We start from the raw sequence: 12,978 nt of genomic DNA on the forward strand, positions 1-12,978 counted from the left end.
TTTTTAATCACCGTGCAGGCGTCTGGCTTCAATTACATCAGACAGTTGGTTGAGTTTTGCTAGCACTCGCCCCAACACCTGTAAATTATAAATCTCAATGTTCATATCAATCGTAGCCAGTTGCTGCTTCACATCGCTGCGGCTACTGACACCGAGCACATTGACTTTCTCATTGGCGAGTATCGTAGTGATATCACGTAGTAATCCGCTACGGTCATTAGCAATTACCCGCACTACAAGAGAATAACCACTGGAGTAACTCTCTCCCCACACGGCATCCACCACCCGTTCTGGTGCACTGATTTCCAGCTCAGCCAATTGATCACAGCTTGCTCTGTGGATGGAAATTCCGCGTCCACGTGTAATAAACCCAACAATATCATCTCCAGGGATCGGCTGGCAGCAACGGGCAATATGGTGCATCAGATTGCCAACACCCTCTACGACAACCCGGCCATTGTCTTTTTGCATATTGCGCGGAGAGTATGTTTTGTTCTCCAGACTACGGAGTGCCTCACGATCTGCTTCTTCTGCCGTGGTTTTATTGAATTTGCTTTGCAGGAAATTCGCCAATTGGTGAATACGGATATCCCCCACACCGATACTAGCCAGAACTTCTTCCAACGAATTCACGTTATAGCGGGCAATAAGTTCTTTTTCGGCCTCTTTAAGCGTGACGCCTAAATGTGTCAGTTCATTGTCCAACATCTGGCGTCCGGCAATAATGTTCTTATCACGATCTTGCTTACGGAACCAGTTATGGATCTTCGCCCGTCCACGGCTGGTAGTGACATAGCCAAGGTTCGGATTCAGCCAGTCACGGCTTGGATTGGGATGTTTCTGGGTGATGATTTCAATCTGATCCCCCATCTGGAGCTGATAACTAAACGGCACAATCCTCCCGCCAATTTTCGCCCCAATGCAGCGATGACCGACATCGCTGTGAATATGATAAGCAAAATCCAGCGGGGTTGAACCAGTCGGTAAATCAATCACATCCCCTTTTGGTGTGAAAACATAAACACGATCATCAAATACCTGACTGCGGACTTCATCCAGCATCTCGCCGGTATCTGCCATTTCCTCCTGCCATGCGATTAGTTTCCGCAACCATGCAATCCGGCTTTCATAACTGCCTGATTTACCAACACCAATCGCTGTACCTTCTTTATATTTCCAGTGGGCGGCTACTCCAAGCTCAGAATCATCATGCATCTGACGGGTGCGGATTTGGATTTCAAGTGTTTTACCGTTTGGCCCCAGTACCACGGTATGGATTGATTGATAACCGTTTGGTTTCGGGTTAGCAACATAATCATCAAATTCATCCGGCAGATGACGATAGTGAGTATGTACTATCCCCAATGCCGCATAGCAATCCTGCAACCGTTCAACGACAATACGGACTGCACGCACATCAAACAGTTCATCAAAAGAGAGGGATTTTTTCTGCATCTTACGCCAGATGCTATAAATATGTTTAGGACGCCCGTAAATATCTGCGGAGATCCCTTCTTTGAGCATATACCGGCGTAAAGTCGTGACAAATTTTTTTATATATTGCTCACGATCAATTCTGCGTTCATGTAAAAGATTAGCTATTTTTTTATATTCATCAGGATGCAGGTAACGGAAGCAAAAATCTTCCAGCTCCCATTTTAACTGACCAATACCTAGCCGGTTGGCAAGAGGTGCATAGATATTGGAACACTCTTTTGCGACCAATACCCGTTCATCTTCACTGGCATCTTTTACTTCCCGCAAGTAGGCAATCCGCTCTGCCAATTTAATAACCACACAACGAAAATCTTCCACCATAGCCAGCAACATACGACGTACATTATCCACTTGTGTCGAGCAAGTGGAATCCGTATGAGTGGCTTTTAACTGGCGGATAGCATCCATTTCCAGCACACCATGCACCAGATCTGTGATGGATTTGCCAAAGGTTTCTGTCACTATTTCATTGCTGAGTATCTTGGCATCAAGAAAGGGAAAAAGCAGTGCTGCACGCATACTGTCATTATCCATACTCAATGTAGACAGGATTTCTACCATTTCAACACCGCGCCACAACAGTAGCTCTGCATTGGGATAATCCTGAACCCTCTCGTAACAGTAATGCCATGTTTCAGCTAATTTTTCACTGGATTGTGGATTAACAATGTTTAAACTCGCGATCCAATTATCGACAGCAAATTCACCTGCTGGTGTGATATGAGCACTTCTTACCGCAACCATAATTTCTCCCTACTCGATGGTCATCAGCTCACGGCAGAGCAGAACAGTGCCATGGACTCTAGATGACCAGTGTGCGGAAACATATCCAGCATCCGCACACTAACAAGATGATAACCGGCCTCTAGCAAAACTTTGCTGTCCCGCGCCAAAGTTGTGGGATTACAAGAAACGTAAACCACTTTTTCAGGGGCCAGTTTTACTATATGTGACATGACGCCCGCAGCACCGGCGCGGGCAGGATCCAACAATACTTTATTGAACCCCTGCGCAGCCCAAGGCTGCTGGTGAATATCTGATTCCAGATTTTCGTGGAAAAAACTGACGTTATTAAGTCCATTTAGCCGAGCATTATACTGCCCACTTGCAACTAATGCCGCAACTCCTTCCACACCGACAACTGCTTGTACTTTAGTAGCTATCGGCAGTGTAAAGTTCCCCATTCCGCAGAAAAGATCTAATACCCGGTCGTCTGGCTGTAAGTCCAGCCATGACAGAGCCTGAGCCACCATTTTTTGGTTAACTTCATCATTAACCTGAATAAAATCCCGCGGACTGAAAACCAACTTCAAACCACCCACCTGATACCACGGCTCAGATTGTCCTTCCGCTAAATGTTCAGGAGAGAGAGATTCTGGAGACCATGCTCCAAGAAACAACCGCTCAAGGGATTTTTCATCGCCAGCCAGATAAATCGCTACCTTATACTGCTCAGAAAAAATGCGCAGTGTGTCTCTGTCTTCATGCTTTATGAGGTCAAGATGACGCAAAACAACTAATGGGCCATTATTCGCCAAAACTAATTCAACATGCCCCAGTCGCTTAACTGCTTTCAGGCTGTTTAAACATTGAGACAATGGCTGTAACAATTTTTCCAGCTCAGAGTGCATTACCGGACAATGTTTAACATCCACCAAATCGTTGGACTGGCTCTGACGAAAGCCCATCAATAACTTACGTTGTTTGACTTGATATTGCAGACCGAGCCTTGCCCGACGCCGATACCCGTATTCCGGGCTGTGGATAATGGGCTGAGCACTGATACTGACCCCTGTTTCCCGCTGGATCAGATGTTCAAGCACATCGGCTTTAGTTTTAGCTTGTAATTCAACAGCAACATGTTGCTGTTGACAACCTCCACACACCTTGAAATGCGGGCAGCGCGGATCCACACGAAATGGGCTGTCTGATAACCGTTTTACTACCTTAGCTTTAGCAAACTGGCGTTTTTCTTCTGTCAATTGGATTTGTGCCTGCTCACCGGGCAATAGCCCCGGGATAAAAATCGTTTTTCCTTGATGATGACGGGCAATACCCTGCCCTTGAGCATCAAGATTATCTGCGGTAACTGAAATAATACCTAGGTTTACGGAGCGGCGGTTTGGGGAGTAAAATTGCACCATGATTCTGACTGACTTTGAAAAATTGAGTTTTGATTTTCCCACAATGGACGCTTATGACCAAATATAGCCTACGCACCCGTATGATGAGCCTGATTTTGGTTCCTGTTCTACTGGTCGGAACGCTTGTGAGTATATCATTTATCTCATACCGCTATTATGAGTTGAAGAGCCTGATAGTCCGTAGTGGGATCAGCATTATTGAACCTTTATCCATTGCCAGTGAGGTAGGGATAAATCTGGATAACAGTAAGCGCGTAAAATCATTGATAAATAGCCTTCATCACCGCAATTCCGAAATCGTTATGGCTATTGCAATTTTCGATGAACATCATAAATTATTCGAAATTTCCAATGATAAATATGATGTCGATCTGCTGCGCCTCAGGCCAAATGACCCTATACCGACAACACTGACTAAAGAGGAAGATAGTAACAGTATTGTCCTGAAAATGCCGATTATCTCGGAAACCAGCTCTTCTCAGGAGGAGCGCAATGCTATCAACAATGCAACTCCTATCGGTTATATTGCCATTGATCTGGATTTACGGGCTGCCCAGCTTCAGCAATACAAAGAAATCGCAACATCTATCATTCTGCTTATCCTTTGCCTTGGAGGCACTGCGCTGTTTGCCCACATTTTGGTACGTAAGGTGACAGAACCCCTGGATTGTATGGTGAAAGCGGTTAACCGTATCCGTCAGGGGCAGTTAGACACGAGAATCACGGGTGCCATGCCGGGAGAATTGTCTGCACTCCAGAACGGGATCAATACGGTGGCAAAATCCCTGTTAAAGTATAAAGATGAAATGCAGCTGCATATCGATCAAGCCACTTCTGACCTGCAAATTACGATGGAGCAGTTGGAAATCCAAAATGTTGAGCTGACTATTGCCAAGAAACGGGCACAAGAAGCGGTCAGGATCAAAACAGAATTTCTGGCGAATATGTCCCACGAATTACGCACGCCACTCAACGGCGTTATTGGATTTACCCGCCAGATGTTGAAAACATCAATAACATCCCAACAGGCTGAATATCTTTATGTCATTGAACGTTCAGCTAATAATCTGCTGAAAATTATCAATGACATTCTGGATTTTTCACGTCTGGAGTCCAATAAACTGGTATTGGATCAGGTTCCTTTTCTGCTGCGTGACACCGTCAACGAAGTTATCGAATTGCTGGCACCTTCTGCCAATGTGAAAAATCTTCCTCTGTATCATTACATTGATGACAAGTTGCCAAATCTGATGATTGGTGATCCCATGCGCTTGCAGCAAATACTCACTAACTTAATTGGCAATGCCATAAAATTCACGGATAAAGGCAGTATTACGCTGGAAATCAAACTGCGTCAGCATATGGTACACATTGATTTTACCGTGACCGATACCGGCATCGGTATTAAATCAGAATATCGCCCTATTCTGTTTCAGGCGTTCAATCAGGCTGATGCGAGTATCACCCGCCATTATGGTGGTACTGGGTTAGGATTGAGTATCACCAAAAAACTGGTGAATGAAATGAACGGAGAAATCGATTTTACCAGCGAGCCAACTAAAGGGACGGTATTTTATTTTGATATCTGGCTGGAAAAAGAAGATATCCTGTCGGGCTTTTTGCCAGAACGTTTGCCTCAGCCTCCTGTGCTCCCCCGTTTGTCCATGACAGTAATGGCAGTAGATGATAACCCGGCCAATTTGAAATTAATTGGCACACTCTTAAATGAGCAAGTGGAAAACACCATTTTATGCAGTAGTGGTATGGAAGCCCTGCAAATGGCGGAGAAACACCCATTAGACCTCATTCTGATGGATATTCAAATGGCAGATATGGATGGCATTCAAACTTCAGAACAGATCCATCAACTACCTGAGCATAAACAGACACCGATTATTGCTGTCACTGCTTTTCCCTGTGATGAAACTCGCAACAGAGTCCATTCACCTTTTACCGACTGTCTGTCTAAACCATTGGATGAAGTTCGCTTAAAAGCCCTGCTGAATCAATACAGCCTGACAAAAAAGCCACAAGCTATCGATTGGCGGCTGGCCTTACAGCAAACGGCCGGAAAAGAATCATTAGCGAGGGAAATGTTGGAGATGTTCGTGCAATCTCTGCCAGAAATGAAGACTATGATTGAGCAGGCTTTAACTTCAGAGGGTGAATCCCACCGCAAACAATTTGCTCATCACGTTCATAAATTACATGGTAGCTGTTGCTACAACGGTGTCCCCAAGCTAAAAGCGATTTGTGAACTTATTGAAAAGCAGTTGAAACAGGAGACTCCACTGGCCGATTTAGAGCCAGAATTGCTGGAGTTCATTGACGAGATCAACCACATTATTGCGGCAGCTCCTGATATATTAAGAACTGCCAAGATACTTACTTAGATACCATAAATTTACGATATTCCTCGTAAGCATAATGGTCTGTCATACCACTGATGTAATCCTGAATAAGACGAGCACGATAGTAAAATTCGAGCACATCTTTCTCAGCTTCATCAATGGCGGTGATCCCCTCCACTGCCTCGTTATAAGCCAGCCGATGTTTGTTAGAAAGTTTGTGCAACAAGCGCGTTTCAATAAAATATTTTTTGTGGAAATTATTTCGGTGTAACTCCAGAAAATCCTGTCGTGATAATTCCAGCAATGGGCTATATACATTCAACAAGCCAGTAATAATTCGGTAGCCCTGCAACTCCAGCTCTTCCACTTCCTGGTGATTAAATACCCGCTTCCGCGTAACGCTTTTTAATGTGCTTAACAAACGGTGCTCTTCACCGTTAGCTTCCAGCAAAGCCTGATTGAAAGTTCCTGCGTAAATTTCAGGCAGATGATCAATAAAACGTTGAGCCGTATAGGGAACTAGCCGCCCTGTGATAAACACGCGCAGATACATAAAAAACTGTTCATGAATATTACGGCGGGCTTCATTATTGGTTGTTTTTTTATAAGCCTGAGTAACTGTGAATTCAAACAGATCACCTTTTCTGTGACCTCCATTTTCCTCCCACTCCTGTTTCAAATATCCCACCAATTGCTCAACATTGAAAATACCCTTTTCAACAGCATCATCCAGATCTGCAATACAATAAGAGATATCATCTGCGGCCTCCATAATATATGTCAGTGGAAAACGGCAGAATTCCTCTAATTGCAGCTCTTCTTTTAATTCACCGATAAAACTGTCTTCTGACCAGTAATAACCTTTTTTCTTCATCAGATAACTGAATTCTGCCGGAGATTCTTCAAGGCGGTAGGCCGGGCAGGTGTATTTCAGAATACAGCCGATTTGGGCATAAGTCAGATTCAGTTTAAGCAGACTATGCGCCAGCCGGATAGCCTGGGCATTACCTTCAAACTGGCATAGATCCATACGTAATTGGCGACGGAACAGATCTTTTTCCTCTTCACCACATAAACGTAACGCTGCGACCTGACATTTATCTTGTCGATTGGCATGTTCAGCGGACTCAGGCAAATATTCAGGATCGAGCCGACGGGAAAACCAATCCTTAATTGCCGCTTCACCAAAATGACCAAATGGGGGATTGCCGATATCGTGCATCAAACAGGCCATCTCAATCAGGCTTTCAAAAGCAATTAAACGCTCATTCAGGCCATATTTTTCCAATAAATTCTGTTTTGCCAATTCTGCAATAATAGTTTTTGAGATATAACGGCCAATCTGCTGGACTTCCAATGAATGGGTTAATCGACTGCGCACGGCTGCATTACGTTCCAATGGAAACACTTGGGTTTTCTGCTGCAAGCGCCGAATGGCTGCTGAATTGATGATCCGCCCGCGATCACTTTCAAACTGACGATTTACCTGATCTTCATCGGCAGAATGTATGGAAGAGTGTCTATATTTACGCTGGAAATTCAATTTTTGCTTGAAATCAATCTTAGGCATCAATCCCCCCATACCGAATAATACGATTATTTATGGCCGGAATATCCGGCAAACAGTTATTCAATGATACACTTCGGTTTAAATCAGGCCTATTCTGGTAGGCGCAACCCATTAATAACAAAAGTGAGTATGACACAATGAAAGTAGGTGTAATAGGTGCAATGGAACAAGAAGTGACTTTGTTACGTGACCAAATTGACGGTCTGCAAACATTGTCACGGGGTGGCTGTGAGATCTATACCGGTAAGCTGAATGGTGTTGACATCGCTTTGCTGAAATCCGGTATCGGTAAAGTCTCTGCCGCACTGGGAACCACCTTGTTGATTGAACACTGCCAGCCGGATATTGTGATTAATACCGGTTCCTCAGGCGGCCTTGATCCTAAACTGAAAGTGGGAGATATCGTAGTGTCTGAAGAAGTACGTTACCACGATGCGGATCTCACCGCCTTTGGTTATGAGCCGGGTCAAATGGCACAATGCCCTCCCGCTTTTATTGCTGATGATCAATTAATTTCTTTAGCCGAAAAATGTATCCAGTCCCTTAATCTGAACGCAGTTCGTGGTCTGGTATGTAGCGGCGATGCCTTTATCAATGGCTCTGAGCCATTAGCGCGTATCCGGGCTACTTTCCCGAAAGTCGCTGCGGTTGAAATGGAAGCAGCAGCCATTGGTCACGTTTGTCACCAATATAAAGTGCCTTTCGTTGTGGTTCGCGCTATCTCTGACGTTGCGGATCAGGAATCTCACATTAGCTTTGATGAGTTTCTAGTTGTTGCGGCACAGGAATCCACCCGGATGATCAATGCAATGCTGACTGAACTCAGTAAACAATAACCGATTAGAGCCTAATGGAATAGGCTCTAATATCTTCCTCTGTTTTTTTCTATCTACCTGAAATCCCGATTTATCATCGGAATTAATAGTAATTAAGAACTATAAGATGTTGATATCATTTCTATCATTCATCTACTCCCCCCAATATTAGACTTATGATGAATATTTGACAGTTCTCTTTCCAAATATTTTATTCCATCTTATTTGCATTTAACTTCATATTATTTACTGAATTCTTTATTAACTTTATATAGGGATAGAGCAACGTATTAACATTACTCGACAATAATAAATTTATAGCATCTGACGCCTTTGCTGAAAGCATTTTATTTTTGATATTCATTATTTAATACTGTTCAATCCATTACTATTGTTATATTGTTACTATTGTATATATTAGCCTGTCTGATTGCTTTTATTGCTACCTGTTAAGTTTGCCTGAATAAGGGAGAGAGGTATCGATATATTACTTATGTAATAAATATTAAGGTGATAAGTTCATGCTATTTGAATGAAGTTTCTATACATTAGTGTTTCTATCATTTTTTTCATGATAAAACTCGTTTTATTTCTCTAATATATATGATATTGATAGAGGTTCAATATGAATAAAGATACAATGGATTATAATGACACTGATGAACCATATTATGGCCCATTTACAGTAGATGGAAATGTTATTTATCTAGATGTTGCAGCACCTAATATAGATAATATATATGTTACTATAGAGAATCTAGATACAAGAAAAACTATTCATGATGCTCAATTAACCGATGGTATAAATGGGATAGTTGGATCTAAATTACTTTCAGTTTTAAAAATGGCTTTTGTATATGATAAGAAAGTGAGAGTGATGGGATATGCAGATAAGAGAGGACTCTTTATAGAATCGGTAATTATATTTAAATGATAAAGTAGAGTTAACTAACTGCTTTTTTTTACATAAAAAATAAATTTTAATCTTGTTAAAAGATATAATATATAGAGGAATTAAAAATGAATAAAAATGAAAAAGATTCTAATAATTTTGAAGAGCAAAAGAGTTCAGTTACTGGATATGTTGCTGCCCTTCATGTTGCATCTCCTGTTGCAAGTAATATATCTGTTAGAATAGTTGATGAATATGGCGATATATTACTTGAGGATGGTCTACTAACCTATGGAATAGAGTCAAGTCCTGGTGATCAATTATTAAAAATTTTAGAATTAGCATTAGTACATAATAAAATAGTGAAGGTAACTAAACATATTCATGAAGGAACAATTTTTATAGATCATATAGCGTTGATCAGAGATTTAAGTTAATAAAAACACCTACTAAAGTAATCCTCTGAGTCACGGGGATTATTTTTAAAACCAGTAAACGGGAGGTGATCATATATATTTTTTAATTTAATACCTAATTACCCTAAAAATAGGTTCTGTGTTAGATAGTTAGATTACTTATTAAAATAGTATTTATGCCTGATGAAACCCTCTATATCCTATGAATCTCAAAATTCAGTGGTTGCACCACGAAATCTATAGTCATCTTCTTTATTTGTAACATTGATTACAGCAATGTCACTATTGCCACCGACGAGAAAATCTGCTTACAGAGCAATTAGAGCTGTAATACTAACATGGAGCATTAATAATGAAATCATTTTGGAAAAATGCCTCTCATCGCTCTACCTTGATAGCATTTTCATTTCTTCTATATAATTTTTTATGCATTTTCAGTACTCCACTTTATGCGGCTGCATCCCGTGTTATCAGCCTCGCTCCTTCCACAACTGAGCTTGCATATGCGGCGGGAATGGGCGACCAGCTTGTCGCAGTCAGTGCTTACTCCGATTATCCTGAAGCTGCGAAAAAACTGGAGCAAGTCGCAGACTGGCAAGGCATCAATGTTGAAAGGATCATAGCCCTGAAACCTGATTTAATTCTGGCATGGCGAGGAGGTAACCCCCAACGGCCATTAGAGCAACTTGCTGCTTTAGGCATTCCGATTTTTTATTCTGATGTGAAAAAAGTAGAGGATGTTGCAACGGAGTTGGAACGTTTGGCAACTTACAGCCCACATCCTGACGTTGCCCAAAAATCTGCTGCGGAGATTCGACAGAAATTCAGTCGATTAAAGCAAACTTATACCAGTTCAAATCCTAAATCCGTATTTATCCAATTTGGCATGAATCCGATTTTTACCTCATCACGCCATACTATTCAGAGTGAAATTGTTTCCGTATGCGGAGGAAGAAATATATTTGCCGATAGCCCTGTTCCGTGGCCTCAAGTTAATCGTGAACAAGTTCTTATCCGTAAACCAGAAGTCATTGTGATGGGTGGAACTGAAGAACAAAAGCAGAAAGTCGCAGAATTTTGGCAGCCACAATTAAACACCAGAATTATTATTCTTAACGATGATTGGTTCAGCCGCGCCGGGCCGAGGATTATTTTAGCGGCAGAGCAATTGTGTCAACAGTTAAACGATGTTGAACGGAGTTGAGCGATAAACAACGGGACAAGGCTAATGACAATAAATATGAGGACAATATTTTCATTGCCCTCATATTCTGGATTTGATGAATAAATAGTGAAATCAGATGCTAAAAGAAGAACCACAACCGCAAGTGGTTTTTGCATTCGGGTTGGTGACAATAAAGCGAGAACCTTCCAACCCTTCGGTATAATCGACACTACCACCTACCAGATATTGCAGGCTCATCGGATCAACTACCAGCTCAACACCTTGTTTCTGAATTGTTAAATCACCTTCGTTGATTTGGTCATCGAAAGTGAAACCATACTGGAAACCGCTACAACCACCACCTGTAATATAGACCCGCAAACGCAGGTTCGGGTTATCTTCATCTGCAACCAATACCTTAACTTTGTTGGCTGCGGCATCAGTAAACTGCAAAGGTAGTGCAGCATCATCGCTCATATTTTTACTCCAGTCCGGTTTTCCGGTAAAAGTTCTCGGAAAGTTGTTGTATACCCAATAGAAAGGGTATAAACCTTCTGATCAGTTAACGGTGATTATCTAATACCTGACTGATTCGTTCAAGTTTTTGCCATATATACCCTATGGATTTCAAGATGACGGGTATACACGATGTACCCCCACTCTATTCTTATGAGTTGGTCTTATGATTTGGCTTACCTATTAGGGTCATTTAAAATGGCGGCTTCATATACCCGTCGTCTTTCAGGAGCATTTATTAATGAGCCAGTCCGAAACACTTTACTCTCAGGCAAAACATGTCATCCCCGGTGGTGTTAACTCTCCGGTACGTGCTTTTAACGGCGTTGGCGGTACACCTGTTTTTATCCAACGTGCCGATGGTGCCTATCTTTATGATGTCGATGGTAACGCCTATATCGATTATGTCGGTTCATGGGGGCCGATGGTTCTCGGACATAACCACTCAGCCATTCGTAATGCTGTCATTGAAGCCGCTGAACGTGGTCTAAGCTTTGGTGCCCCAACGGCTGCCGAAGTAGAAATGGCCAAACTAGTGACAGAACTCGTTCCCTCCATGGATATGGTTCGCATGGTGAACTCAGGTACAGAAGCGACCATGAGCGCCATTCGTCTGGCACGAGGCTATACTCAGCGCGATAAGATCATCAAATTCGAAGGTTGCTATCACGGTCACGCAGACTGTTTGCTGGTAAAAGCCGGCTCTGGCGCTCTGACCATCGGGCAACCAAATTCACCGGGAGTTCCTGCCGACTTTGCCAAACATACTCTGACCTGTATCTACAATGATCTGAATTCAGTACGCACAGCCTTCAAAAAATACCCGGAAGAAATTGCCTGTATTATCGTCGAACCTGTCGCCGGGAATATGAACTGTATTCCTCCACAGCCGGAATTTTTACCGGGACTACGTAAACTGTGTGATGAATTCGGTGCTTTACTGATTATTGATGAAGTTATGACAGGTTTCCGTGTTGCTTTGGGTGGAGCACAAGAATATTACAGTGTTGAGCCTGACCTCACCTCTCTTGGAAAAATTATCGGTGGCGGCATGCCTGTAGGTGCGTTCGGCGGCCGTCAGGAAATTATGGAAAAACTGGCACCAACCGGCCCGATTTATCAAGCCGGAACGCTTTCCGGTAACCCTATCGCGATGGCAGCCGGTCTGGCATGTCTGAAAGAAGTTGCCCAGGTTGGTGTTCATCAGCGTCTGAGTGAACTGACTGACAAATTGGCGACGGGATTGAAAAACGCAGCATCAGACGCGGGTATTCCTCTGGTTATTAACCACGTCGGCGGCATGTTTGGTATTTTCTTTACTGACGCAAAAAGCGTTACCTGCTATCAGGATGTAATGAAATGTGATGTTGAACGCTTTAAGACCTTCTTCCATTTAATGCTGGATGAAGGCGTCTATCTGGCTCCATCCGCATTTGAAGCGGGCTTTATGTCCATCGCTCACTCAGATGAGGACATTCAGCGTACCGTTGATGCAGCAGCTCGTTGTTTTGTTAAATTGAAATAATCTATTTCCTCCATAACACTACAATAATATTGTGGTGTTATGGATTACTGCTTACACCAAAACCCATACCGCTTAAATTGCAGACAT

The 12,978-nt window shown here is 42.6% G+C and carries 10 protein-coding genes; 6 read left to right on the plus strand and 4 right to left on the minus strand.

Going from position 1 to position 12,978, the window contains the following annotated elements:
- Positions 1-3 precede the first annotated feature (3 nt).
- Positions 4-2,241 carry a GTP diphosphokinase gene (gene relA / locus Xbud_RS10930; RefSeq protein ID WP_099136101.1) on the minus strand — a complete coding sequence of 746 codons (2,238 nt, stop codon included), beginning with the start codon at positions 2,239-2,241 and terminating at the stop codon, positions 4-6.
- 23 nt (positions 2,242-2,264) lie between these two features.
- Positions 2,265-3,641 carry a 23S rRNA (uracil(1939)-C(5))-methyltransferase RlmD gene (gene rlmD, locus Xbud_RS10935; RefSeq protein ID WP_099136102.1) on the minus strand — a complete coding sequence of 459 codons (1,377 nt, stop codon included), beginning with the start codon at positions 3,639-3,641 and terminating at the stop codon, positions 2,265-2,267.
- A gap of 53 nt (positions 3,642-3,694) precedes the next feature.
- Here rlmD and Xbud_RS10940 point away from each other — a divergent pair, with 53 nt between their 5' ends.
- Positions 3,695-6,034 carry an ATP-binding protein gene (locus Xbud_RS10940; RefSeq protein WP_099136103.1) on the plus strand — a complete coding sequence of 780 codons (2,340 nt, stop codon included), beginning with the start codon at positions 3,695-3,697 and terminating at the stop codon, positions 6,032-6,034.
- On the opposite strand, the gene dgt is transcribed toward Xbud_RS10940, so the two are convergent.
- Complete coding sequence (dgt, locus tag Xbud_RS10945; protein WP_099136104.1) at positions 6,027-7,562, minus strand: dGTPase; 1,536 nt, start codon at positions 7,560-7,562, stop codon at positions 6,027-6,029. The genes Xbud_RS10940 and dgt overlap by 8 nt on opposite strands.
- Positions 7,563-7,699: 137 nt before the next feature.
- Here dgt and mtnN point away from each other — a divergent pair, with 137 nt between their 5' ends.
- The 4 genes from mtnN to btuF all read left to right on the plus strand — a co-directional run bounded on the left by mtnN (position 7,700) and on the right by btuF (position 10,889).
- Complete coding sequence (mtnN, locus tag Xbud_RS10950; RefSeq protein ID WP_099136105.1) at positions 7,700-8,398, plus strand: 5'-methylthioadenosine/S-adenosylhomocysteine nucleosidase; 699 nt, start codon at positions 7,700-7,702, stop codon at positions 8,396-8,398.
- A gap of 604 nt (positions 8,399-9,002) precedes the next feature.
- Positions 9,003-9,311 (plus strand): hypothetical protein, encoded by a 309-nt coding sequence (locus tag Xbud_RS10955; RefSeq protein WP_099136106.1) that lies wholly within the window; start codon positions 9,003-9,005, stop codon positions 9,309-9,311.
- A gap of 86 nt (positions 9,312-9,397) precedes the next feature.
- Positions 9,398-9,706, plus strand: coding sequence for a hypothetical protein (locus tag Xbud_RS10960; RefSeq protein ID WP_099136107.1), 309 nt, complete (start codon positions 9,398-9,400; stop codon positions 9,704-9,706).
- A 331-nt stretch (positions 9,707-10,037) separates the two neighbouring features.
- Positions 10,038-10,889 carry a vitamin B12 ABC transporter substrate-binding protein BtuF gene (btuF, locus tag Xbud_RS10965; RefSeq protein ID WP_099136108.1) on the plus strand — a complete coding sequence of 284 codons (852 nt, stop codon included), beginning with the start codon at positions 10,038-10,040 and terminating at the stop codon, positions 10,887-10,889.
- Positions 10,890-10,982: 93 nt separating this feature from the next.
- Here btuF and erpA read toward each other — a convergent pair whose 3' ends face one another.
- Complete coding sequence (gene erpA, locus Xbud_RS10970; protein WP_047681311.1) at positions 10,983-11,327, minus strand: iron-sulfur cluster insertion protein ErpA; 345 nt, start codon at positions 11,325-11,327, stop codon at positions 10,983-10,985.
- A 280-nt stretch (positions 11,328-11,607) separates the two neighbouring features.
- Here erpA and hemL point away from each other — a divergent pair, with 280 nt between their 5' ends.
- Positions 11,608-12,891 carry a glutamate-1-semialdehyde 2,1-aminomutase gene (gene hemL / locus Xbud_RS10975; RefSeq protein ID WP_099136109.1) on the plus strand — a complete coding sequence of 428 codons (1,284 nt, stop codon included), beginning with the start codon at positions 11,608-11,610 and terminating at the stop codon, positions 12,889-12,891.
- Positions 12,892-12,978: the final 87 nt, after the last annotated feature.

The organism is Xenorhabdus budapestensis (genome assembly GCF_002632465.1).
Classification (GTDB): domain Bacteria; phylum Pseudomonadota; class Gammaproteobacteria; order Enterobacterales; family Enterobacteriaceae; genus Xenorhabdus; species Xenorhabdus budapestensis.

What these genes read in the sequence shown, in the direction of transcription:
- relA (WP_099136101.1), bottom strand. Translation starts at nt 2,241, where the DNA reads ATGGTTGCGGTAAGAAGTGCTCATATCACACCAGCAGGTGAATTTGCT.
- rlmD (WP_099136102.1), bottom strand. Translation starts at nt 3,641, where the DNA reads ATGGTGCAATTTTACTCCCCAAACCGCCGCTCCGTAAACCTAGGTATT.
- Xbud_RS10940 (WP_099136103.1), top strand. Translation starts at nt 3,695, where the DNA reads ATGACCAAATATAGCCTACGCACCCGTATGATGAGCCTGATTTTGGTT.
- dgt (WP_099136104.1), bottom strand. Translation starts at nt 7,562, where the DNA reads ATGCCTAAGATTGATTTCAAGCAAAAATTGAATTTCCAGCGTAAATAT.
- mtnN (WP_099136105.1), top strand. Translation starts at nt 7,700, where the DNA reads ATGAAAGTAGGTGTAATAGGTGCAATGGAACAAGAAGTGACTTTGTTA.
- Xbud_RS10955 (WP_099136106.1), top strand. Translation starts at nt 9,003, where the DNA reads ATGAATAAAGATACAATGGATTATAATGACACTGATGAACCATATTAT.
- Xbud_RS10960 (WP_099136107.1), top strand. Translation starts at nt 9,398, where the DNA reads ATGAATAAAAATGAAAAAGATTCTAATAATTTTGAAGAGCAAAAGAGT.
- btuF (WP_099136108.1), top strand. Translation starts at nt 10,038, where the DNA reads ATGAAATCATTTTGGAAAAATGCCTCTCATCGCTCTACCTTGATAGCA.
- erpA (WP_047681311.1), bottom strand. Translation starts at nt 11,327, where the DNA reads ATGAGCGATGATGCTGCACTACCTTTGCAGTTTACTGATGCCGCAGCC.
- hemL (WP_099136109.1), top strand. Translation starts at nt 11,608, where the DNA reads ATGAGCCAGTCCGAAACACTTTACTCTCAGGCAAAACATGTCATCCCC.